Source organism: Pseudomonas sp. RIT-PI-o (genome assembly GCF_001297215.1).
Classification (GTDB): Bacteria; Pseudomonadota; Gammaproteobacteria; order Pseudomonadales; family Pseudomonadaceae; genus Aquipseudomonas; species Aquipseudomonas moraviensis_A.
The window spans coordinates 187,719-209,433 of the sequence record NZ_LHPA01000037.1 but is presented as its reverse complement, the minus strand read 5'-3'; the positions used below and the strand labels follow the sequence as shown (position 1 = coordinate 209,433).

Sequence of the window (21,715 nt, the reverse complement as noted above, 5' to 3'; positions counted from 1 at the left end):
CAAAGGGAAAACGCATGGATTTGATACTCGACCTGCTGGCCACCGTCTCCCGCTGGAGCCGCAGCAATCTCTCGGAAATCGCTTTGGCGCTGGTCGGTTGCCTGCTGGTGCTGTTCGGCGCCGACTTCAAAGGCTGGGTCGAGCAACGCCTGGGCAGCATCGCCGGTGCCCTGCGCGTGCCCCTGATGGCCCTGCTCTGCCTGATCGGCAGCGGCGCCGCGCTGATCTACGCGACGCCGTGGGTGATCAAGGGCCTGAGCCAGTTCAACAACTACAGCCTGGCGCCGGTGCTTCTGGTTGTGCTGGTGCTGATCGGCGTGGTCGCTGACCGCCGCTGATCTTTCAGCACACCCAAAACAACCGCAATCGCGAGCAGGCTCACTCCTACATTTTTACCGCGTGATGCTCAGGACTGTTTTTCGAACTTCAGATCCCACACGCCATGGCCAAGGCGTTCGCCGCGGCGTTCGAACTTGGTGATCGGGCGTTCGGCCGGGCGTGGGACGCATTTGCCGTCTTCGGCGAGGTTGCGGTAGCCCGGGGCGACGTTCATCACTTCCAGCATGTACTCGGCGTACGGTTCCCAGTCGGTGGCCATGTGCAGAATGCCGCCGACCTTGAGCTTGCTGCGCACCAGTTCGGCGAACGAGGCCTGGACGATGCGGCGCTTGTGGTGACGGCTCTTGTGCCATGGATCCGGGAAGAACAGCATCAGGCGATCGAGGCTGTTGTCGGCGATGCAGCGGTTGAGCACTTCGATCGCGTCGCAATCGTAGACCCGCAGGTTGGTCAGCCCTTGGGTCAGTACGCCATTGAGCAGCGCACCGACACCCGGACGGTGCACTTCAACGCCGATGAAATCCTGCTCCGGCGCCGCCGCGGCCATTTCCAGCAGCGAGTGGCCCATGCCGAAACCGATTTCCAGCGAGCGCGGTGCCGAGCGGCCGAACACTTGGTCGTAATCGACCGGCGCATCGGCCAGCGGCAGCACGTACAGCGGCGCGCCCTGATCCAGACCGCGTTGCTGGCCTTCGGTCATGCGCCCGGCGCGCATCACGAAACTCTTGATGCGGCGGTGTTGGCGCTCGTCGCCTTCGTCCGGCTGGACAGGCGTGTCGTTCGATTCAGTCATCAATGGCTCTTACTTGATCAGACCATCCAGCGGCGAAGAGGCGCTGGCATAAAGTTTTTTCGGCATGCGGCCGGCGAGGTACGCCAGACGGCCGGCGACGATGGCGTGCTGCATGGCTTGCGCCATCATTACCGGTTGCTGGGCGTGAGCGATGGCCGAGTTCATCAGTACGGCGTCACACCCCAGCTCCATGGCGATGGTCGCGTCGGAAGCCGTACCGACACCGGCATCCACCAGCACCGGAATCTTCGCTTCTTCGAGGATGATCTGCAGGTTGTACGGATTGCAGATACCCAGACCGGAGCCAATCAGACCGGCCAGCGGCATCACCGCGATGCAGCCGATTTCCGCCAGTTGGCGGGCGATGATCGGGTCATCGCTGGTGTAGACCATCACGTCGAAGCCTTCCTTGACCAGGGTTTCGGCGGCCTTGAGGGTTTCGATCACGTTGGGGAACAGGGTCTTCTGGTCAGCCAGCACTTCCAGCTTCACCAGGTTGTGGCCGTCGAGCAATTCACGCGCGAGGCGGCAGGTGCGCACGGCTTCGATAGCGTCGTAGCAACCAGCGGTGTTCGGCAGGAAGGTGTAGCGATCCGGCGACAGCACTTCGAGCAGGTTCGGCTCGCCTTCGATCTGTCCCAGGTTGGTGCGGCGCACGGCGAAGGTGACGATCTCGGCACCCGAGGCTTCGATGGCCTGGCGGGTTTCTTCCATGTCACGGTACTTGCCGGTACCGACCAGCAAACGCGACTGGTAAGTACGACCGGCCAGCACAAAAGGCTTGTCGCTACGAACGATGCTCATGGGGAATCCTCTTGAGGGGTGAGGGTCTTGCAGAATTCTTTGCCCTTGCGGGCCGGGACAATCAGCCGCCGCCGATGGCGTGGACCACTTCGACGCTGTCGCCGTCATTGAGCGTGGTATCGGCATGCTGGCTGCGCGGAACGATGTCCAGATTGAGCTCGACCGCCACCCGGCGTCCGGTCAGCTCCAGACGGGTGATCAGGCCCGCAACGGTTTCACCGTCGGGCAATTCAAAGGACTCACCGTTCAACTGAATGCGCATGTACAACGCCGCCATCATTTTTAGGGGCTGGCATTCTAGCCCGATCATGACCTAAAGGTCAGTACCAAGCGTCAAGCGGTTAGCTGCAAGCGCCAGGCGGCGAGGCCGAGGCAAACCCAACCGATGAGAAACGCGAGGCCACCAAAAGGGGTAATGATGCCGAGCTTGCTGATGCCGGTGGTGGTCAGCAGATACAGACTGCCGGAGAACAACACAATGCCGGCGGTGAAGGACACGCCGGCCCAAGTGACCAGCCGCCCTGGAATCTGCGTGGCCAGCAGCGCAACGCCGAACAGTGCGAGTGTGTGCACCAATTGGTAGGTGACGCCAGTGTGGAAAATGGCCAGGTATTCCGGGGTCAGGCGGTTTTTCAGGCCATGGGCGGCGAACGCGCCCAGCGCAACACCGGTGAATCCGAAAAAAGCGGCCAGCATCAAAAAGCCACGCAGCATGGGGAACTCCAGTCAGACGCGATCGGCAGGGTCTGTATAATGGCCCGCTCCACGGGTTCGGCCAAGCCATCTCTATGCTGCGTTCAATTTTCCGTCGTCTCACGAAGGCCCTGCTCTGGTTCGCCGGCGGCAGTGTCTTGCTGGTGCTGGTGTTTCGCTTCGTGCCACCGCCGGTCACGGCGCTGATGGTCGAGCGCAAGGTCGAATCCTGGGTCGACGGCGAGCCGATCGACCTGCAGCGCACCTGGAAACCGTGGAATGAGATCTCCGATGACTTGAAGGTGGCGGTGATTGCCGGCGAGGATCAGAAATTCCCCGAGCACTGGGGCTTCGATCTGCGCGCGATCCAGGCTGCGCTGGCCCACAACGAGCTGGGCGGCTCGATTCGCGGCGCCAGCACCTTGAGCCAGCAAGTGTCGAAAAATCTGTTTTTGTGGTCCGGCCGCAGCTATCTGCGCAAGGGCCTGGAAGCGTGGTTTACCGCGTTGATCGAAGTGTTCTGGCCCAAGCAGCGGATCCTTGAGGTGTACCTTAACAGCGTCGAATGGGATGACGGCGTGTTTGGCGCCGAAGCGGCGGCCCGCCATCACTTTGGCGTGGGTGCGAAATCGTTGTCGCGCCAGCAGGCGAGTTATCTGGCTGCCGTCCTGCCCAATCCGCGGGTATGGAGCGCGAGTCACCCGACCGGTTATGTGTCGCGTCGGGCCGGGTGGATTCGGCAGCAGATGAGTCAGTTGGGCGGCGACAGTTATTTGCTCGGGCTGAATGATTCGCGGCGGGCGCCTTGGGCTGAATAACACCGAAATACCATTGTGGGAGCGAGCCTGCTCGCGAAAGCGGTGTGTCAGCCTGCATTGATGTCACTGATAAACCGCATTCGCGAGCAGGCTCGCTCCCACAGGGATTTGCGCTGAAACAGAAATGAAAACGCCCCGATCATCGCTGATCGGGGCGTTTTTTATTGCTGATGCGCCGGTTACGCGGCGATCGACAACTTGAGCTTGTTCATCGCGCTCTTCTCGAGCTGACGGATTCGCTCGGCCGACACGTTGTACTTCTGCGCCAGGTCGTGCAGCGTGGCCTTCTCTTCCGCCAGCCAGCGCTGGTAGAGGATGTCACGGCTGCGCTCGTCCAGCACTTCCAGTGCTTCGTGCAGGTTGGTGTTGGAGTTGTCGCTCCAGTCGGCATCTTCCAGCTGACGCGCCGGGTCGTACCGGTGGTCTTCCAGGTAGTTGGCCGGCGACTGGAAAGCGCTGTCATCGTCGGCTTCCGCAGCCGGGTCGAAGGCCATGTCATGGCCGGTCAGGCGACTTTCCATCTCGCGCACTTCACGTGGTTCGACGCCGAGGCTTTCCGCCACACGGTGGACTTCCTCGTTGTTCAGCCACGCCAGACGTTTCTTCTGGCTGCGCAGGTTGAAGAACAGCTTGCGCTGGGCCTTGGTGGTCGCGACTTTCACAATGCGCCAGTTGCGCAGGATGAATTCGTGAATTTCCGCCTTGATCCAGTGCACGGCGAACGATACCAGACGCACACCCATTTCCGGGTTGAAGCGCTTGACGGCCTTCATCAGGCCGACGTTACCTTCCTGGATCAGGTCAGCCTGAGCCAGACCGTAGCCGGAGTAGCTACGGGCAATGTGTACGACAAAACGCAGGTGGGCGAGCACCATCTGCCGAGCCGCCCCCAAATCCTGCTCATAGTAGAGACTCTCGGCCAGTTCACGCTCCTGCTCCGGCGTCAGCAATGGAATGCTGTTGACGGTGTGCACGTAGGCTTCCAGGTTCGCACCCGGAACCAACGCATACGCAGGTTGCAAAGAATTGGTCATACGAAAAAACCTCCCACTCACATACTCGTGCCTCTCGGCACTGCGAAAAATTGACCGGGAACTCAAGTACAAGTTCCCATAAAAACCGCAAGGTCAATCACGCGCAAAAAAGATTCTACTTCGGCGCCAGCTCCCTGAGATGACGTGCGACTGCAATCCATGCACCGATATAACCCAACAGCACCGCGCCAAGCAAGAGCGACAGACCGTCGGCCACTGGCACGCCGGCCAGGGCGAAATCACTGCCGTACAAGCCGGCCAGTCCAACCACCGCATCGTTCAGCCAGTTCAGGCCGAACGCCAATACGCCCCAGGACAACAGCCCTGCACCGAAGCCATACAACGCGCCCATATAAAGGAAAGGGCGGCGCACATAACTGTCAGTGCCGCCGACGAGTTTAATCACTTCTATCTCGGTGCGGCGGTTTTCAATATGAAGACGAATGGTATTGCCTATCACCAAAAGTAATGCAGACACCAACAACACCGTCAGACCGAAGACAAAGCGGTCGCCAAGCTTGAGGATGGCGGCCAGACGCTCGACCCAGACTAGATCAAGTTGTGCCTGTTGTACCTTGGGCAGCTCGGAAAGTTTTTGTCTTAATGCTTCGAGTGTCGGCTTGTCGACTTCGTTCGGTGTCACCAGCACCACACCCGGCAACGGGTTCTCCGGCAACTCACGCAGGGCTTCGCCCAGGCCGGACTGCTGCTGGAACTCCTCAAGCGCCTGATCGCGGCCGACATATTCGGCATCCGCGACGCCGGGCATGCCTTTGATCTGCTCGCGCAGCGCTTCGCCCTGTTCCGCGCTGGCATCGAGTTGCAGGTACAGGGAAATCTGCGCCGCGCGCTGCCAGGAACCGCCGAGACGCTCGACGTTGTTGAGCAACAGCGAAAGCCCCATCGGCAGACTCAGCGCAACGGCCATCACCATGCAGGTGAAGAAACTGCCGATCGGCTGCTTGCCAAGGCGGCGCAGGCTGTCGAGCAGGCTGGCGCGGTGGCTTTCGATCCAGGCGCGGAACAACGTGGCGAAGTCCGGGCCGTCGTCATCGTCGTGCTTTTTCTTCTTCTGCGGTTGCGGGTCAGCGGCTTTCGGGGCCACGCGCTCGGAAACCTTCGGACTGCGTGTCGCACTCATACCCCGGCCTCCCCGTCGCCGATCAAGCGGCCGCGTTGCAGGGTCAGCATGCGGTGACGCATGCGCGCGATCAGCGCCAGGTCGTGACTGGCGATCAGCACGCTGGTGCCCAGACGGTTGATGTCTTCGAACACGCCCATGATTTCCGCCGCCAGTCGCGGGTCGAGGTTACCGGTCGGTTCGTCCGCCAGCAGCAAGGCCGGGCGATGGACGATGGCGCGGGCAATGCCGACGCGCTGCTGTTGACCAGTGGACAGGTCGCCCGGGTACAGATCGGTTTTGTCCGACAGCGCCACGCGTTCCAGCGCCGAATCGACGCGCTTGGCGATCTCAGCCTTGGACAGGCCGAGAATCTGCAGCGGCAACGCGACGTTGTTGAACACCGTGCGATCGAACAGCAACTGGTGATTCTGGAACACCACGCCGATCTGCCGACGCAGGAACGGGATCTGCGCGTTGCTGATGGTGCTCAGGTCCTGCCCGGCGAGCAGCAGTTTGCCGCTGGTCGGCCGTTCCATTGCCAGCAACAGGCGCAACAGCGTGGATTTACCGGCACCGGAGTGACCGGTGACAAACAAGAACTCGCCACGACGGACTCGAAAGCTCAGCTCATGCAAGCCGACGTGACCGTTCGGGTAGCGTTTACCGACCTGTTCGAAACGAATCATGAACGCTCCCGCTCGGCAAACAGTGCCTGGACAAAGGGTTCGGCTTCAAAGGTGCGCAAATCGTCGATGCCTTCACCGACGCCGATATAGCGGATCGGCAGGCCGAACTGCTTGGCCAGGGCGAAAATCACCCCGCCCTTGGCGGTGCCATCGAGCTTGGTCAGCGCCAGACCGGTCAGTTCGACGGTCTGGTTGAACTGCTTGGCCTGGTTGATGGCGTTCTGGCCAGTGCCGGCGTCGAGGACCAGCAGCACTTCGTGCGGCGCGTCGGCGTCGAGCTTGCCGATCACCCGGCGAACCTTTTTCAGTTCTTCCATCAGGTTGTCTTTGGTGTGCAGACGACCGGCGGTGTCGGCGATCAGCACATCAATGCCACGGGCCTTGGCCGCTTGCACGGCATCGAAGATCACCGAAGCCGAGTCGGCGCCGGTGTGCTGGGCGATCACCGGGATCTTGTTGCGCTCGCCCCAGACCTGCAATTGCTCAACAGCTGCGGCACGGAAAGTATCGCCGGCCGCCAGCATGACTTTCTTGCCTTCGAGCTGCAGCTTCTTCGCCAGTTTGCCGATGGTGGTGGTCTTGCCGGCGCCGTTGACGCCAACCACCAGAATCACGAAAGGTTTGTTCTGCGAGGCGATTTTCAGCGGCTGTTCAACCGGCTTGAGCATCGCGGCCAGTTCGGCCTGCAAGGATTTGTACAGGGCGTCGGCGTCGGCCAGTTCCTTGCGCGCAACCTTCTGGGTCAGGCGCTGGATGATCTGCGTGGTCGCCTCGACGCCGACGTCGGCGGTGAGCAGACGGGTTTCGAGGTCGTCGAGCAGATCATCGTCGATGGTCTTGCGGCCGAGGGACAGGCTGGCCATGCCCTCGCCGATGCTGGCGCTGGTCTTCGACAGGCCTTGCTTGAGGCGGGCGAAGAAACCGGCTTTGGTTTCTTCGCTGTGCGACGCTTCGACCGGCGTTTCTACAGGGGCTTCGACCGGCACGATCGGAGCGACAACTGGTGCCGCGGCAAGCGGTGCAGGTGCAGGCGCAGGCGCAGGCTCGGACGGCTGGACAACCGGCGCCACTGGCTCGGCAACGACCGGCACTGGCTCGACAACCGGTTCAGGCACAGGCGGCGCAGCCACCTCGGCAACCGGCGCAGGAATCACTGGCGTCACATGCGGTGTCGCTTCTTCGACCAGGGCCACCGGCTCTTCTGCCACCGGCAGGGTCAACCACGGCTCAACGGCGGGCGACAGCGGCAACTCGGCAGCGGTCGGCGTTTCAGGCTCGGCTTCAGCTTCCGGTTGCAGCACCGGTTCGGCGATCGGCAGCACAATCGGCGCCGGCTCTTCTTCTATTGCAGGTGCTGGCGCGGGGGCCGGCTCAGGAATCGCGGGCGGCTGTTCGACGACGGGTTCCTGCGGTTTTTTCCGCAGCCATCCGAACAGGCTTTTCTTCTCGCCAGCCGCAGCTGGGCTCTTCTTGTCGTCGTTGGAACCAAACATGGAGGACGGCTATCTCACGGTAGCGACGCGCCAACAGGGCGCCCCGGCAAATAAATATTCGATGCAGAACAGACTGTGTTTCATCCAGCTTGTTCACGCGCAACATTTTGTCGAGGCGCCGCAGGCACCTCAAGGATCGTTTTTACGATGATCTAAACCGGCAAAAATCGGCGAAAACGCAGGGCCTGGTTGCCAAACCGCTGCCTTGTCCCGCAAACCCATTCAGCCTTATCAGGTTGCAGAACCTCATAGACGTGGTCGCCAGTAAAACGGATCAGTATCCTAGGGCGTGTCATTGATCATTACCAGTACCGCGTGGCCGCCTGAAAACGGGCCAGACAAGGCGCAGGCCGCAGGGAATGTGCTTTCCTTGCCAAGAACTGCAACGCAGTATGGCCCGTTTTCAGGCGCCACCCGGAGGGCCGGGCCTGATAGTGTGCAGGGCTGCGTTGCTCGGAGTTTATTTGGAACAACCAATCCACACTCCTCGCGCCTTGCCCTGCACGCTATCAGGCGCCGGCGCGGTACTGGTAATGATCAATGACACGCCCTACCTCTCGCCCGCCGACGCTAAGACCAAGCGGGCAGCCCAACAGGTTGAAAAACGAATGAATGCTCTAGCCCGCCGCGCTGCCGGCCTGCTGCTCAGCGCAGTCTGCCTGCCCCTTTCGGCCCTGGCGGCCGACCCGCAACCGACCCATGAATTCACCCTCGACAACGGCCTCAAGGTCGTCGTGCGCGAAGACCATCGTGCGCCTGTCGTCGTTTCGCAGATCTGGTACAAGGTCGGCTCCAGCTACGAAACCCCGGGCCAGACCGGTTTGTCCCACGCGCTCGAACACATGATGTTCAAGGGCAGCGAAAAAGTCGGCCCTGGCGAAGCCTCGCTGATCCTGCGCGACCTCGGCGCCGAAGAGAATGCCTTCACCAGCGACGACTTCACCGCTTACTACCAGGTGCTGGCCCGCGATCGCCTCGGCGTGGCCTTTGAGCTGGAAGCGGACCGCATGGCCAACCTGCGCCTGCCCGCCGACGAGTTCGCCAAGGAAATCGAAGTCATCAAGGAAGAGCGCCGCCTGCGCACCGATGACAAGCCGATGTCCAAAGCCTACGAGCGCTACAAGGCCATGGCCTACCCGGCCAGCGGTTACCACACGCCGACCATCGGCTGGATGGCGGATCTGGAACGCATGAAAGTCGAAGAACTGCGCCACTGGTACCAGTCCTGGTACGCGCCGAACAACGCCACGCTGGTGGTGGTCGGTGACGTTACTCCGGACGAGGTGAAAACCCTCGCCCAGCGCTACTTCGGCCCCGTCGCCAAACGCGAGGTACCACCGGCGAAAAAACCGCTGGAACTGGCCGAGCCCGGCGAACGCCAGATCACCCTGCGCGTGCAGACCCAGTTGCCCAGCCTGATGCTCGGCTTCAACGTGCCAAGCATTGCCACGGCTGAAGACAAACGTTCGGTCAACGCCCTGCGCCTGATCTCCGCACTGCTCGACGGCGGCTACAGCGGACGCATTCCGACGCAACTGGAACGCGGTGAAGAATTGGTCTCCGGCGGTTCGTCGGACTACGACGCCTACACCCGTGGCGACAGCCTGTTCACCCTGTCGGCGACGCCGAACACACAAAAGAAAAAGACCATCGCTCAGGCTGAAGCCGGTTTGTGGAAACTGCTCGAGCAGCTGAAGACCACCGCACCGTCTGCCGAAGAGCTGGAACGCGTGCGCGCACAGGTCATCGCCGGGCTGGTCTATGAGCGTGATTCGATCACCAGCCAGGCCACCGCCATCGGTCAACTGGAAACAGTCGGGCTGTCGTGGAAGCTGATGGACACCGAACTGGCCGATCTGGAAAGCGTGACTCCGCAAGACATCCAGAACGCCGCGAAAAAGTATTTCACCCGCGAACGTCTCAGCGTCGCCCACGTCCTGCCAATGGAGACGACTCATGAGTGAGCGCAAAACCCCACGCCTGATGCTGCTCGGCCTGATTGCTGTCGCGGTGATCGGTTCGGCGGCGGTCTATCTGTCACCTGGCGCCGACAGCCACGCCAGCGAAGCACTGGATAACGCCAAGTCCAGCCAGAAACTGCAATCGCTGGCCGAACTCGACGGCAAGGCCCCGGCCAGCCGCAAGCTCGATGTGCAGACCTGGAACACTGCCGAAGGCGCGAAAGTGCTGTTTGTCGAAGCCCATGAGCTGCCGATGTTCGACATGCGCCTGATCTTCGCCGCCGGCAGCAGTCAGGACGGCAACGTGCCCGGCCTCGCGGTGCTGACCAACGCCATGCTCAACGAAGGCATCGCTGGCAAAGACGTCGGCGCTATTGCCCAGGGTTTTGAGGGCCTTGGGGCCGACTTCGGCAACGGTGCGTTCAAGGACATGGCGCTGGCCTCGCTGCGCAGCCTGAGCGCACCCGAGCAGCGTGAGCCGGCGCTGAAGCTGTTCGCCGAAGTGGTCGGCAAACCGACCTTTCCCGCCGACTCCTTCGCGCGCATCAAGAATCAGTTGCTCGCCGGTTTCGAATACCAGAAACAGAACCCCGGCAAACTCGCCAGCCTCGAGCTGATGAAGCGTCTGTACGGCGAGCATCCATACGCGCATTCCAGCGATGGCAATCCGCAAAGCGTGCCGAAGATCACCGTCGCGCAATTGCGCGAGTTTCACGCCAAGGCCTATGCCGCCGGCAATGCGGTGATTGCGCTGGTCGGCGATCTGTCGCGAGCCGACGCCGAGGCAATCGCCACTCAGGTCTCCTCTGCCCTGCCCAAAGGCCCGGCACTGGCGAAGATCGCTGCGCCGCAGGAACCAAAGGCCAGCGTCAACCACATCGAGTTTCCGTCGAAACAGACCAACCTGATGCTCGCGCAACTGGGCATCGATCGCGACGATCCGGATTACGCCGCGCTGTCGCTGGGCAATCAGATCCTCGGCGGCGGTGGTTTCGGTACGCGCCTGATGAGCGAAGTGCGCGAGAAGCGTGGCCTGACCTACGGCGTGTATTCGGCGTTCAGCCCGATGCAGGCCCGTGGCCCGTTCATGATCAACCTGCAGACCCGCGCCGAGATGAGCGAAGGCACCCTGAAACTGGTGCAGGACGTACTCGCCGACTACCTGAAAACCGGGCCGACACAAAAAGAACTCGACGATGCCAAGCGCGAACTGGCCGGCAGCTTCCCGCTGTCCACCGCGAGCAACGCCGACATCGTTGGCCAACTGGGCGCCATGGGCTTCTATAATCTGCCGCTGAGCTATCTGGACGACTTCATGCGTCAATCGCAGAGCCTGACTGTGGAGCAGGTCCGTGATGCGCTGAACAAACACCTGAGCACGGAGAAAATGGTCATCGTCACCGCTGGCCCGACCGTGCCGCAAAAGCCGTTACCGGCCCCATCTGATAAACCTGCCGAGCAACCGCTCGGGGTCCCGGAGCATTAATGGCGACTCGATCACCGAAAAAACCTGTGCAAAACGTGCACAACGGCGTGAACCAACTGCGCATCATTGGTGGCCAGTGGCGTAGCCGCAAACTAAGCTTTCCTGACGCGCCGGGCCTGCGCCCGACCCCGGATCGTGTGCGCGAAACCCTGTTCAACTGGCTCGCGCCGTACGTCGAAGGGGCGAAAGTGCTCGACCCGTTCGCCGGCAGCGGCGCGTTGTTTCTGGAAGCGCTGTCCCGCGGCGCGGCCACGGCCCAGGCGCTGGACGCCAGCAACGTTGCGGTATCGAGCCTGAAAGAACACCTCGGCACCCTGCGCTGCAGCAACGGTCAGGTACAAACCGCCGATGCGCTGCGCTACCTGGAAACCCAGACCGCAACGCCGTTCGATCTGGTATTCCTCGACCCGCCGTTCAATCAAAACCTGCTGCCAGCGGTTTGTACTTTGCTGGAACAGCGCCAATGGCTGGCGGCCGATTCGTGGATCTACACTGAAAGCGAAACCGCGCCGTCGACGTTGGGCCTGCCGGGCAACTGGCGCCTGCATCGCGAACAGAAATCCGGTCGCGTGTACTACGCTTTATGGCAGCGCACGGCGGACATCGCCGGCTGACAAGGTCGCAAGCAACCTGCGGCGAGGGGGCGTGCTTCCTCGCCACAAGCCCATCGAGAATCATCGTGCCCCCTTCGCCAGAACGCTTCATCCCCGCCTTCGGCCTCGGCAATCCTCATCTGCAAACCTTGTGGGGTCCGCTGTGGCGCAAAACCGTGCATATCGAGCGCGAGCGCGAACGCTTGTGGCTCGAGGACGGCGACTTCCTCGATCTCGACTGGCACGGCTCGCACAGTGCCGAGGCGCCGCTGGTGCTGGTGCTGCACGGGCTGACCGGTTCTTCCAATTCACCCTATGTGGCGGGCATCCAAAAGGCTTTGGCCGACCAGGGCTGGGCCAGCGTCGCACTGAACTGGCGTGGTTGTTCCGGCGAGCCGAATCTGCTGCCGCGCAGCTACCACTCCGGCGCCAGCGAAGACCTTGCCGAAGCCATCCAGCACCTGCGCGCGAAACGTCCGTTGGCACCGTTGTATGCGGTCGGCTATTCCCTGGGCGGCAACGTGCTGCTCAAACACCTCGGCGAAACCGGCAGCCAGAGCGGCGTGCTCGGCGCAGTGGCAGTGTCGGTACCGTTCAGGCTGGATCAGTGCGCGGACCGCATCGGCCAGGGATTCTCGCGGGTATATCAGGCGCACTTCATGCGCGAGATGGTCGCCTACATCAAGAACAAGCAGCGCCAGTTCCAACATGACGGGCGCGAAGACGGCCTGGCGAAACTGGCCGCACTCGGCTCGCTGGAGAACATGCGCACGTTCTGGGATTTCGATGGCCGGGTCACCGCGCCACTGCATGGTTTCAATGATGCCGAGGATTACTACCGCCGCGCTTCGAGCCGCTACTACCTTGGCGAGATCCGCACGCCGACGCTGATCATTCAGGCAGCGGACGATCCGTTCGTATTTCCCCACAGCCTGCCGCAAGCCGATGAGTTGTCAGCCTGCACCCAGTTCGAATTGCAGACGCGGGGCGGTCATGTCGGCTTCGTCGACGGCTCGCTGCGCCGGCCCGGGTATTACCTGGAGCGGCGCATACCGCAATGGCTCGCTGCAACCAGTCAGTGAACGCCACATATCCCTTGTAGGAGCGAGCCTGCTCGCGATGGCGGTGTGTCAGTCGACGCGATGCTGAACGTGCCGACGCCATCGCGAGCAGGCTCACTCCTACAGGGGGACTCCGTGATTATTCGCCGGTGGCAATGCCGCGCGAAGGCTGATTGATCCATTCGCTCCACGATCCGGCATACAGCGCGCCCAGCGGATAGCCGGCCAGACACAGTGCAAACAGGTTGTGACACGCCGTCACGCCGGATCCGCAGTACGCGACCAGCTCCGACGGCGAGCGATCGCCCAGTTTCGCAGCGAAACGCTGCTTGAGCTGCTCCGCCGGCAGGAATCGTCCGTCACTGCCGAGGTTATCGGTGAACGCCGCACATTGCGCCCCGGGAATGTGCCCGGCGACCGGATCGATCGGTTCCACTTCGCCCTTGAAGCGCGGCAAGGCGCGGGCGTCGAGCAGGGTCAGCGTTGGCTGGGCGAGGCGTTGCTGCAATTGCTCGGCGCTGAGCAGCAGGCTCATGTCTGGCTGACCGCTGAAGTTACCCGGCGTCACGCTCGGCGGATCCAGGCTCAGGGGCAGACCGGCGGCGTGCCAGGCCTTGAGCCCGCCATCGAGAATGAATACGCCGTCGCGCTTGCCCAACCATGCAAGCAACCACCACGCCCGTGCCGCGTAGGCACCCGGGCCGTCATCGTACAAAACCACATCGCTGTCGTTGCTGATGCCCCAGGCTTGGAGGCGTTCGATCAGCGCCGCCGGCTCGGGCAACGGATGACGTCCGGTCACGCCCCTCTCGACCTTACCGCTCAGATCACGCTCCAGATCGGCGAAACTCGCCCCGGCAATGTGCCCTTCGGCATAGCTGCGCTGGCCATAGTCCGGATCTTCAAGGGCGAAACGACAATCGAGAATCACCAGCCCCGGCTGCTCTTTGCGAGCGTCCAAAGCTTGTGGGCTGATCAACTGCGCAATCGACATATCGGGCTCCTGTGGCATTCGGCTGAACGGTTTATTTCACGTCTTCAAGGGCCTGCGCCAGCGGCACATAGAACTCGTCGAACAAAGCATTGACCTCATCACGCGCCTGATCGGTGACAAACCCCGCTTCCAGCACCAGCACCTGATACACGCCGCGCTTCACGGCCTGTTCGCTGAGGTGGTTGGAGTTTTCCCGTGTGGTGCACAGAAAGCGTACCCACGAGGTCAGGATGATCCACGCGTTGAGGGTCAGCGATTCGATCTGTACGCGGTCCATTTTCAGGATGCCGGCGGCGACGAAGCCTTCGTAGATGGCTGCGCCCTGGATCACGCAACGCTGGGAGAAACGCCGATACCGCGCGGCCAGTTCCGCATCGCTGTCGAGCAGATGCTCGAGGTCGCGATGCAGAAACCGGTAGCGCCACATGGCCGAAAGCAGTTCCTTCAAATAGAAACGCTTGTCCTCGACCGTTGCGGGGCGGCCCTGGGGCGGACGCAGAAAGCTGTCTACCAGGGCTTCGTACTCACTGAACAACACGGCGATGATCGCCTGCTTGTTGGGGAAGTGGTAGTACAGGTTGCCCGGAGAAATCTCCATGTGCGCGGCGATGTGGTTGGTGCTGACGCTGCGCTCGCCCTGCTGATTGAACAGCTCCAGGCTGTTCTGAACGATGCGCTCGCTGGTTTTTATTCGTGGGGCCATGGCTTGAGCTTTAATTCAGAGTGCGTAGACGGCGCATCTTACGACCTAACCGGAAATGGATAAAACACTGACGTGCGCGGAAGTCGTTTGACTTTCTAGAGCATCGACTCTAAAAAGTGCTCATTACAACAAAATCCGGAGCCTGCGATGACTGCCGACATTGCCTACCTGCAAACCCTGCAACAGCCTGCTGAAACCCTCGACCGGCAGTTCCAGGCGCAACGGGCGGCGTATGCCGCCAACCCGATGCCGCCGGCCGCGCAACGTCAGCAGTGGCTCAAGGCTTTGCGCAATCTGCTCAACGCCGAGCGCCAGGCATTGATCGAGGCGATCAGCGCCGATTTCAGTCACCGCAGCGCCGACGAAACCCTGCTCGCCGAACTGATGCCGAGCCTGCACGGCATTCACTACGCCAGCCGTCATTTGAAGAAATGGATGAAGCCCTCGCGGCGCAAGGTCGGCATGGCGTTCCAGCCGGCTTCGGCGAAAGTGGTCTATCAGCCGCTGGGCGTGGTCGGTGTGATCGTGCCGTGGAACTACCCGCTGTATCTGGCCGTAGGGCCGATGGTCGGCGCGCTGGCGGCGGGCAATCGGGTGATGCTCAAGCTCAGCGAGTCGACCCCGGCGACCGGGCTGCTGCTCAAGCAATTGCTCGCGCGGATCTTCCCTGAAGACCTGGTCTGCGTGGTGCTGGGCGAAGCGGATGTCGGCATGGCGTTCTCGCGTCTGCCTTTCGATCATCTGCTGTTCACCGGTTCCACCAGCGTCGGCAAACACGTCATGCGTGCGGCGGCGGAGAACCTGACGCCAGTGACGCTGGAACTGGGCGGCAAGTCGCCGGCCATCGTCTCCAGAGACGTGCCATTGAAGGACGCCGCCGAACGCATCGCCTTCGGTAAAACCCTCAACGCCGGGCAGACCTGTGTCGCCCCCGACTATGTGCTGGTGCCGGAAGACCGCGTCGGCGCTTTCGTCGAGGCCTATCGTCAGGCCGTAAAAGGCTTTTACCCGACCCTGGCGGACAACGCCGACTACACGGCAATCATCAACGAACGCCAGTTGGCGAGGCTCAATGCTTACATCAGCGACGCGACCAGCAAGGGCGCGCTGCTGATCCCGTTGTTCGAACAAGGCCAGGGCCGGCGCATGCCGCACAGCGTCCTGCTGAATGTCAGCGACGAGATGAGCGTGATGCAGGACGAAATCTTCGGCCCGCTGCTGCCGATCGTGCCTTATCGCGATCTGGAGCAGGCATTCGCTTACATCAATCAGCGCCCTCGTCCTCTGGCTCTTTACTACTTTGGCTACGACAAGCGCGAACAGCATCGCGTGCTGCACGAGACCCACTCCGGCGGTGTGTGCCTGAACGACACCCTGCTGCACGTCGCTCAGGACGATATGCCCTTCGGTGGCATCGGTCCGTCAGGCATGGGCCATTACCACGGCCATGAAGGTTTCCTGACCTTCAGCAAGGCCAAAGGCGTGTTGATCAAACAGCGTTTCAACGCGGCCCGGCTGATCTACCCGCCATATGGCACATCGATTCAGAAACTGATTCAGAAACTGTTCATCCGCTAAACGCTGTCGACCCGGGTAATAACAACAATGCACCCAAGCCTGACTGAAACACCCGCCCTGTCGCGCCGTGGCCTGCTGAAATTCAGCCTCGGCGCCACGGCGTTTCTCGCCACCGCCGGCCTTGGCGCCAGCCTGACTGGCTGCTCGTCGAGCGTCAGCGCCAACGGCTTTGTCAGTTTGCGCGACGGCGATCTGCTGTTTCTGCGCGCGCTTATCCCGGTGATGCTCGACGGTGCTGTGGCGGCGGAGAAAATGCCCGCAGCGGTCGACGGCACACTGAAGTCGCTGGACTACAGCCTCGATCACCTGTCGCCGGAAATGCTCAAGCTCACTCGACAGCTGTTCGATGTGCTCGGCATGGCCGTGACCCGTGGGCCGCTGACCGGAATCTGGGGCAGCTGGGAAAACGCCAGTTCCGACGCGATGCGGCAGTTCCTTGAACGCTGGGAGAACAGTTCCCTGAGCCTGCTGCGCACGGGCCACAGCTCGTTGCAGCAGATGGTAATGATGGCCTGGTACACCCGCGCCGAATCCTGGGCGCATTGCGGTTATCCCGGGCCGCCCAAGGTCTGACAAGCGCGTCGCGCCCTTCGCGAGCAGGCTCGCTCCCACAGGAAAATGCATTTCAAATGTGGGAGCGAGCTTGCTCGCGAAGAGGTCGGCCGCCACACCGCCGCATCCAAAAATAATAAAGAGAACCTGATCGATGCCCGTACCCGACCCCTTCCGCGAAGGCCTTGCCCGAGGCTGGAAAACCTACAACGGCGCGCAACTGAGCGACGACCTCACCCTCCAAGCCGATGTGGCGATCATCGGCAGCGGCGCCGGCGGCGGCACCACAGCGGAAATCCTCAGCGCAGCCGGCTACAAAGTCCTGCTGATCGAAGAAGGCCCGCTGAAAACCAGTTCGGATTTCAAACTGCTCGAGGACGAGGCCTACAGCAGCCTCTATCAGGAAGGCATCGGGCGGATGAGCAAGGACGGCGCAATCACTATCCTGCAGGGCCGCGCAGTCGGCGGCACGACGCTGATCAACTGGACCTCAAGCTTTCGCACACCCGAACCGACCCTCGAACACTGGGCAAGGGAACACAACGTCAAAGGCCATAGCCCGGCAGAGATGGCGCCGTGGTTCGAAAAAATGGAGCAGCGCCTCGGCGTCGCCCCATGGATGGTGCCGCCTAACGCCAACAACGACGTGATCCGCAAAGGCTGCGAGCAACTCGGCTACAGCTGGCACGTGATCCCGCGCAACGTGCGTGGCTGCTGGAATCTCGGCTATTGCGGCATGGGCTGCCCGAGCAACGCCAAGCAATCGATGATGGTCACGACCATCCCGGCGACGCTGGAAAAGGGCGGCGAGCTGCTGTATCTGGCGCGGGTGGAGAAGCTGCTGATCAGCGGCGACAAGGTTACCGGGCTGCATTGCGTGGCAATGGACGAACGCTGCGTCGAGCCGACCGGGCGCAGCATCACGGTCAAGGCGCGGCATTACGTGCTGGCCGGCGGCGGCATCAACAGCCCGGCGTTGCTGCTGCGCTCGGACGCGCCGGATCCGCATGCGTGCCTGGGCAAGCGTACCTTCCTGCATCCGGTGAACATGTCCGCCGCGCGTTTCGCCGAGGTGGTCAATCCGTTTTACGGCGCGCCGCAGTCCATCTATTCCGACCATTTCCAGTGGAAGGACGGCACCACCGGTCCGATGGCTTTCAAGCTCGAAGTGCCACCGCTGCACCCGGCGCTGGCGGCCACGCTGCTCGGCGGTTTCGGCCGCGAGAACGCGCAACACATGGCCGACCTGCCGCACACCCACGCGATGCTGGCGCTGCTGCGCGACGGCTTTCACCCGGACAGCAGCGGTGGCTCGGTGGAACTGCGCGGCGACGGCTCGCCAGTGCTCGACTATCAGGTCTCGCAGTACGCCTGGGACGGTTTGCGCCGGGCCTTTCACGTTATGGCGGAAATCCAGTTCGCCGGCGGCGCGCAAGCGGTGATGCCGATGCATGCCGACGGTCGCTATGTGAAGACACTGTCTGAGGCGCGCTCGCTGATCGATGGATTGAGCCTGGAGTTGTACCGCACGCGACTGGGCAGTGCCCACGTCATGGGCGGTTGCGCCATGGGTGAAGATCCGAACAGTGCGGTCGCCGACAGCCTCGGTCGCCATCACCAGCTCAGTAATCTGTCGATCCACGACGGCTCGCTGTTCCCCACCAGCATCGGTGCCAACCCGCAGCTGTCGGTGTATGGCCTGACCGCGCAACTGGCAACGGCCCTGGCGGATCGACTGAAAAATCCATGAAAAAGCAGCCTGTTCCTATCGTCTATAGTGCTTTCTTACCGAACAGGCGACTTGGCCGACCGGGAAGGCTGCGATACCATCCGACTCCCCAACGGACTCCCGCCAGGACGACGCGATGAACCGAGTGTTGTACCCAGGTACCTTCGACCCTATTACCAAGGGCCATGGCGATCTGGTCGAACGCGCCTCGCGCCTGTTCGATCACGTGATCATTGCGGTCGCCGCCAGCCCGAAAAAGAACCCGCTGTTCCCGCTGGAACAACGGGTCGAACTGGCTCGCGAGGTCACCAGACACCTGCCCAACGTGGAAGTGGTCGGTTTCTCGACGCTGCTTGCGCATTTCGCCAAAGAGCAGAACGCCAATGTGTTCCTGCGTGGTCTGCGCGCGGTGTCGGACTTCGAATACGAATTCCAGCTGGCCAACATGAACCGTCAACTGGCGCCGGATGTGGAGAGCCTGTTTCTCACACCGTCCGAGCGTTATTCGTTCATTTCCTCGACGCTGGTGCGGGAGATTGCCGCGCTGGGCGGCGATATCAGCAAGTTCGTTCACCCGGCCGTGGCCGACGCACTGACCCTGCGCTTCAAAAAGTAGGAGCTGTCGAAGGCTGGAATCTTTGTTTGTAGGAGCTGCCGAAGGCTGCGATCTCTGTTTTGCAGCCCTTGATCGCCCCCGCGTGCACTGCGCTCGCCAATGCGGCACAATTGCGCGCATTGATTTATAGCGCCCGGGCCTGCTGCCCCGGCTGGAGTTAGCATGTCCCTGATCATCACCGACGATTGCATCAACTGCGACGTCTGCGAACCCGAGTGCCCGAACGCCGCCATTTCCCAAGGCGAAGAGATCTACGTGATCGACCCGAACCTGTGCACCCAGTGCGTCGGCCACTATGACGAACCGCAGTGCCAGCAGGTCTGCCCGGTGGATTGCATTCCACTGGACGAAGCCCATCCGGAGACTGAAGAGCAGTTGATGGAGAAATACCGCAAGATCACCGGCAAGGCCTGATCTCTTCGGTGCCCGTCTGGCCCTCTTCGCGAGCAGGCTCGCTCCCACATTTTGCAATGCATTCCCCTGTGGGAGCGAGCCTGCTCGCGAATGGGCCATCAGCCACACCGCTGAAATCCTATCAGCTCACTCGCGCTGTTCGAACCCCTCCCCCGTACACCCCAGACACCGCACAAACGCTGCTTTCGCCGGGTCGACCACCAGCGCCTGTCCGGCATCGCCAACACCGCCACCCAGCGCGGTAAACGGCAGCGACACCACAAACGCTCCCGCACCGATCACCGTCGCCACCACCAGCAAGGGTCGAGCAATCAGCAGGTCGCCGAGCATGGCGTACGCCGGGGGATTCTGGATGGTGTAACGGGGGTCACCGCTGCCGCTTTCCGAGGCCTGAACGAGCAGGCTGGAACACAGCAGCAGCGTGACGAAGAAGACTTGCAGGACTTTCATGGCACGATCCTTCGGGCTGAACAGTGAGACTTCTCACTATAGACCCAAGGATTTTTCAGGTCTGGCAGCGCGGGCAAAACACGCTGGCGCGCTGGCCAAGCTTCACTTCGCGCAGGCCGGTGCCGCAGACCTTGCAGTGCTGACCGCCGCGGCCGTAGACAAACAGTTCCTGCTGGAAATAGCCCGGCTGCCCGTCCCCGCCAATGAAGTCGCGCAACGTTGTGCCGCCCCGCTCGATGGCAGCGGCAAGGATGCGTTTGATTTCGATCGCCAGTTTCAGATAACGCCCGCGGGAAATGCCCCCCGCTTCCCGGCGCGGATCGATACCGGCGGCGAACAGCGCTTCGGTCGCGTAAATATTGCCGACTCCGACCACCACCGCGTTGTCCATGATGAACGGCTTGACCGCCATCGCGCGGCCGCGTGACAGCTGGAACAAGCGCTCGCCATCGAACAGATCGGTCAGCGGCTCCGGACCGAGGCGAATCAGCAGCTCGTGATTGAGCGGGTCGGTGCTCCACAGCATCGCGCCGAACCGTCGCGGATCGGTGTAACGCAGGGCCAGTCCCGATTCCAGTTCGATGTCGACGTGTTCGTGCTTCAACGCCGGCAACCCCGCCTCGACCAGGCGCAGATTGCCCGACATGCCCAAGTGACTGATCAGCGTGCCGATCTCCGCGTTGATCAACAGGTACTTGGCCCGCCGCTCGACCAGCACGATGCGCTGCCCGGACAGGCGCACATCGAGGTCTTCCGGGATCGGCCAGCGCAGGCGCCGGTCGCGGACGATGACCCGGCTGACCCGTTGGCCTTCAAGGTGCGGGGCAATTCCGCGACGGGTTGTTTCGACTTCCGGCAGTTCAGGCATGGTGTCCTCGGATCAATGCGCGCCGAGGTCGCGAATCGTTTGTTTGAGCGTTTCGAAGTCGTAGTCCGACAGACCGACGTAATCCAGCACCAGCGGGCCAACGGCATTCCACTCGAAATCTTCGCTCTGGTTGCCGAGCACCCGATACGAGGCGCAGATGTGCTCGGCCATTTTCAGGATCGCCAGGAGATTTTTCAGTTGGCTGTTCTTCGACGATTCGTCACTGAAAATCGCCAGCGCGTTGTGGTGGTTGGCGATGGCGGCGCTGACATGCTCCGGCAGGCGCCAGGACTTGGCGGTGTAGTAACCGACCACGGCGTGGTTGGTGTTGAACACGCGGTTTTCCGTATCCACCACACGGCAGTCCGGGCTGGCGCTGGCGTAAGCCTCTTCCAGCACGGTCATGTAATTGGGGAAGCGCTGCAGCATCAACGGCACGCCGCAATCGTGGAACAGGCCCAACGCATAGGCTTCATCACCGGCCTGGGTGCCGATGCGCTTGGCCAGGGTCAGGCAGGTCATCGCCACATCCTGCGCGGTGTCCCAGAAACGGTTGAGGGTGACGATGGTGTCGTCGTTCATCTCGCCCTTGATCGACTGCGCGTTGATCAGGTTGATGATCGAACGGCTGCCCAACAGGTTCACCGCCCGCTGGATCGAGGTGATCTTGTTGCTCAGGCCGTAATACGGCGAGTTGACGATTTTCAGCAGCGCGCCGGACAGGCCGGGATCCTGGGAGATCAGCTTGGCGATCACCTCCAGGTCCGGGTCGGGCATGTACTGCTCCATTTGCAGATCCACCATGATCTGCGGTTGCGCCGGCACACTGATGCCTTGCAGCGATTGTTGAATCTGTTCGGTGGTCAGCTCTTGGGACATAAGTACACACTCCGGGGCAGGCGGCGATTCTAACCGCTGAAACGGCAG

At 61.9% G+C, this 21,715-nt stretch carries 24 protein-coding genes; 11 read left to right on the top strand and 13 right to left on the bottom strand.

What is annotated here, in order from left to right; translation table 11 throughout:
- Positions 1 to 14: 14 nt before the first annotated feature.
- Entirely contained in the window at positions 15 to 338 is a 324-nt protein-coding gene (locus AEQ63_RS22140) for a DUF3392 domain-containing protein (RefSeq protein WP_008083808.1), read from the top strand.
- A 68-nt stretch (positions 339 to 406) separates the two neighbouring features.
- Here the strand turns inward: AEQ63_RS22140 and trmB are convergent, their stop codons facing one another.
- The 4 genes from trmB to AEQ63_RS22120 all read right to left on the bottom strand — a co-directional run bounded on the left by trmB (position 407) and on the right by AEQ63_RS22120 (position 2,650).
- Positions 407 to 1,132: a tRNA (guanosine(46)-N7)-methyltransferase TrmB gene (gene trmB, locus AEQ63_RS22135; protein ID WP_042606558.1), complete on the bottom strand. Its 726-nt coding sequence runs from the start codon at positions 1,130 to 1,132 to the stop codon at positions 407 to 409.
- A gap of 9 nt (positions 1,133 to 1,141) precedes the next feature.
- A complete protein-coding gene (locus AEQ63_RS22130; protein WP_007964131.1) occupies positions 1,142 to 1,936 on the bottom strand; it encodes a thiazole synthase in 795 nt (264 codons plus the stop codon).
- Positions 1,937 to 1,997: 61 nt separating this feature from the next.
- Entirely contained in the window at positions 1,998 to 2,198 is a 201-nt protein-coding gene (gene thiS / locus AEQ63_RS22125; RefSeq protein WP_042606691.1) for a sulfur carrier protein ThiS, read from the bottom strand.
- A gap of 71 nt (positions 2,199 to 2,269) precedes the next feature.
- Entirely contained in the window at positions 2,270 to 2,650 is a 381-nt protein-coding gene (locus AEQ63_RS22120) for a DUF423 domain-containing protein (protein WP_064364745.1), read from the bottom strand.
- 74 nt (positions 2,651 to 2,724) lie between these two features.
- On the opposite strand from AEQ63_RS22120, the gene mtgA reads away from it, so the two are divergent.
- Positions 2,725 to 3,447, top strand: coding sequence for a monofunctional biosynthetic peptidoglycan transglycosylase (mtgA, locus tag AEQ63_RS22115; RefSeq protein WP_042606556.1), 723 nt, complete (start codon positions 2,725 to 2,727; stop codon positions 3,445 to 3,447).
- A gap of 179 nt (positions 3,448 to 3,626) precedes the next feature.
- Here mtgA and rpoH read toward each other — a convergent pair whose 3' ends face one another.
- The 4 genes from rpoH to ftsY form a co-directional block, all read right to left on the bottom strand.
- Complete coding sequence (rpoH, locus tag AEQ63_RS22110; RefSeq protein ID WP_016772717.1) at positions 3,627 to 4,481, bottom strand: RNA polymerase sigma factor RpoH; 855 nt, start codon at positions 4,479 to 4,481, stop codon at positions 3,627 to 3,629.
- A 115-nt stretch (positions 4,482 to 4,596) separates the two neighbouring features.
- Positions 4,597 to 5,622: a permease-like cell division protein FtsX gene (ftsX, locus tag AEQ63_RS22105; RefSeq protein WP_042606555.1), complete on the bottom strand. Its 1,026-nt coding sequence runs from the start codon at positions 5,620 to 5,622 to the stop codon at positions 4,597 to 4,599.
- The gene (gene ftsE, locus AEQ63_RS22100) at positions 5,619 to 6,290 is read right to left on the bottom strand and encodes a cell division ATP-binding protein FtsE (RefSeq protein ID WP_003229148.1); all 672 of its coding nucleotides are present in this window, start codon (positions 6,288 to 6,290) and stop codon (positions 5,619 to 5,621) included. The genes ftsX and ftsE overlap by 4 nt, the downstream gene beginning before the upstream one ends.
- On the bottom strand, positions 6,287 to 7,783 hold the full coding sequence (gene ftsY / locus AEQ63_RS22095) for a signal recognition particle-docking protein FtsY (protein ID WP_064364744.1): 1,497 nt from the start codon (positions 7,781 to 7,783) through the stop codon (positions 6,287 to 6,289). Before ftsY ends, ftsE begins: the two co-directional genes overlap by 4 nt.
- Before the next feature lie 608 nt (positions 7,784 to 8,391).
- Here ftsY and AEQ63_RS22090 point away from each other — a divergent pair.
- The 4 genes from AEQ63_RS22090 to AEQ63_RS22075 all read left to right on the top strand — a co-directional run bounded on the left by AEQ63_RS22090 (position 8,392) and on the right by AEQ63_RS22075 (position 12,905).
- The gene (locus AEQ63_RS22090; RefSeq protein WP_064364743.1) at positions 8,392 to 9,747 is read left to right on the top strand and encodes a M16 family metallopeptidase; all 1,356 of its coding nucleotides are present in this window, start codon (positions 8,392 to 8,394) and stop codon (positions 9,745 to 9,747) included.
- Positions 9,740 to 11,230, top strand: coding sequence for a M16 family metallopeptidase (locus AEQ63_RS22085; protein WP_064364742.1), 1,491 nt, complete (start codon positions 9,740 to 9,742; stop codon positions 11,228 to 11,230). Before AEQ63_RS22090 ends, AEQ63_RS22085 begins: the two co-directional genes overlap by 8 nt.
- The gene (gene rsmD, locus AEQ63_RS22080) at positions 11,230 to 11,844 is read left to right on the top strand and encodes a 16S rRNA (guanine(966)-N(2))-methyltransferase RsmD (RefSeq protein WP_064364741.1); all 615 of its coding nucleotides are present in this window, start codon (positions 11,230 to 11,232) and stop codon (positions 11,842 to 11,844) included. Before AEQ63_RS22085 ends, rsmD begins: the two co-directional genes overlap by 1 nt.
- A gap of 65 nt (positions 11,845 to 11,909) precedes the next feature.
- Entirely contained in the window at positions 11,910 to 12,905 is a 996-nt protein-coding gene (locus tag AEQ63_RS22075; RefSeq protein ID WP_064364740.1) for a hydrolase, read from the top strand.
- A gap of 118 nt (positions 12,906 to 13,023) precedes the next feature.
- Here the strand turns inward: AEQ63_RS22075 and AEQ63_RS22070 are convergent, their stop codons facing one another.
- Positions 13,024 to 13,878, bottom strand: coding sequence for a sulfurtransferase (locus tag AEQ63_RS22070; protein ID WP_042606549.1), 855 nt, complete (start codon positions 13,876 to 13,878; stop codon positions 13,024 to 13,026).
- A gap of 31 nt (positions 13,879 to 13,909) precedes the next feature.
- Positions 13,910 to 14,581, bottom strand: a complete 672-nt coding sequence (locus AEQ63_RS22065) for a TetR/AcrR family transcriptional regulator (RefSeq protein ID WP_016772708.1) — start codon at positions 14,579 to 14,581, stop codon at positions 13,910 to 13,912.
- 147 nt (positions 14,582 to 14,728) lie between these two features.
- On the opposite strand from AEQ63_RS22065, the gene AEQ63_RS22060 reads away from it, so the two are divergent.
- The 5 genes from AEQ63_RS22060 (at position 14,729) to AEQ63_RS22040 (ending at position 19,470) form a co-directional block, all read left to right on the top strand.
- Entirely contained in the window at positions 14,729 to 16,159 is a 1,431-nt protein-coding gene (locus AEQ63_RS22060) for a coniferyl aldehyde dehydrogenase (RefSeq protein WP_064364739.1), read from the top strand.
- Positions 16,160 to 16,186: 27 nt separating this feature from the next.
- Positions 16,187 to 16,732, top strand: a complete 546-nt coding sequence (locus AEQ63_RS22055; RefSeq protein WP_064364738.1) for a hypothetical protein — start codon at positions 16,187 to 16,189, stop codon at positions 16,730 to 16,732.
- A 133-nt stretch (positions 16,733 to 16,865) separates the two neighbouring features.
- Positions 16,866 to 18,461, top strand: coding sequence for a GMC family oxidoreductase (locus AEQ63_RS22050; protein WP_064364737.1), 1,596 nt, complete (start codon positions 16,866 to 16,868; stop codon positions 18,459 to 18,461).
- A gap of 115 nt (positions 18,462 to 18,576) precedes the next feature.
- On the top strand, positions 18,577 to 19,056 hold the full coding sequence (coaD, locus tag AEQ63_RS22045; protein ID WP_042606545.1) for a pantetheine-phosphate adenylyltransferase: 480 nt from the start codon (positions 18,577 to 18,579) through the stop codon (positions 19,054 to 19,056).
- Between the two features lie 162 nt (positions 19,057 to 19,218).
- Positions 19,219 to 19,470, top strand: coding sequence for a YfhL family 4Fe-4S dicluster ferredoxin (locus AEQ63_RS22040; RefSeq protein ID WP_003195146.1), 252 nt, complete (start codon positions 19,219 to 19,221; stop codon positions 19,468 to 19,470).
- 126 nt (positions 19,471 to 19,596) lie between these two features.
- On the opposite strand, the gene AEQ63_RS22035 is transcribed toward AEQ63_RS22040, so the two are convergent.
- Genes AEQ63_RS22035 through AEQ63_RS22025 form a run of 3 tightly spaced genes read right to left on the bottom strand, consistent with a single transcriptional unit; the run spans position 19,597 to position 21,613 of the window.
- A complete protein-coding gene (locus tag AEQ63_RS22035; protein WP_042606544.1) occupies positions 19,597 to 19,920 on the bottom strand; it encodes a hypothetical protein in 324 nt (107 codons plus the stop codon).
- A gap of 55 nt (positions 19,921 to 19,975) precedes the next feature.
- Entirely contained in the window at positions 19,976 to 20,788 is an 813-nt protein-coding gene (gene mutM / locus AEQ63_RS22030) for a bifunctional DNA-formamidopyrimidine glycosylase/DNA-(apurinic or apyrimidinic site) lyase (RefSeq protein WP_064364736.1), read from the bottom strand.
- Positions 20,789 to 20,800: 12 nt separating this feature from the next.
- Complete coding sequence (locus AEQ63_RS22025) at positions 20,801 to 21,613, bottom strand: HDOD domain-containing protein (protein WP_177330613.1); 813 nt, start codon at positions 21,611 to 21,613, stop codon at positions 20,801 to 20,803.
- Positions 21,614 to 21,715 lie beyond the last annotated feature (102 nt).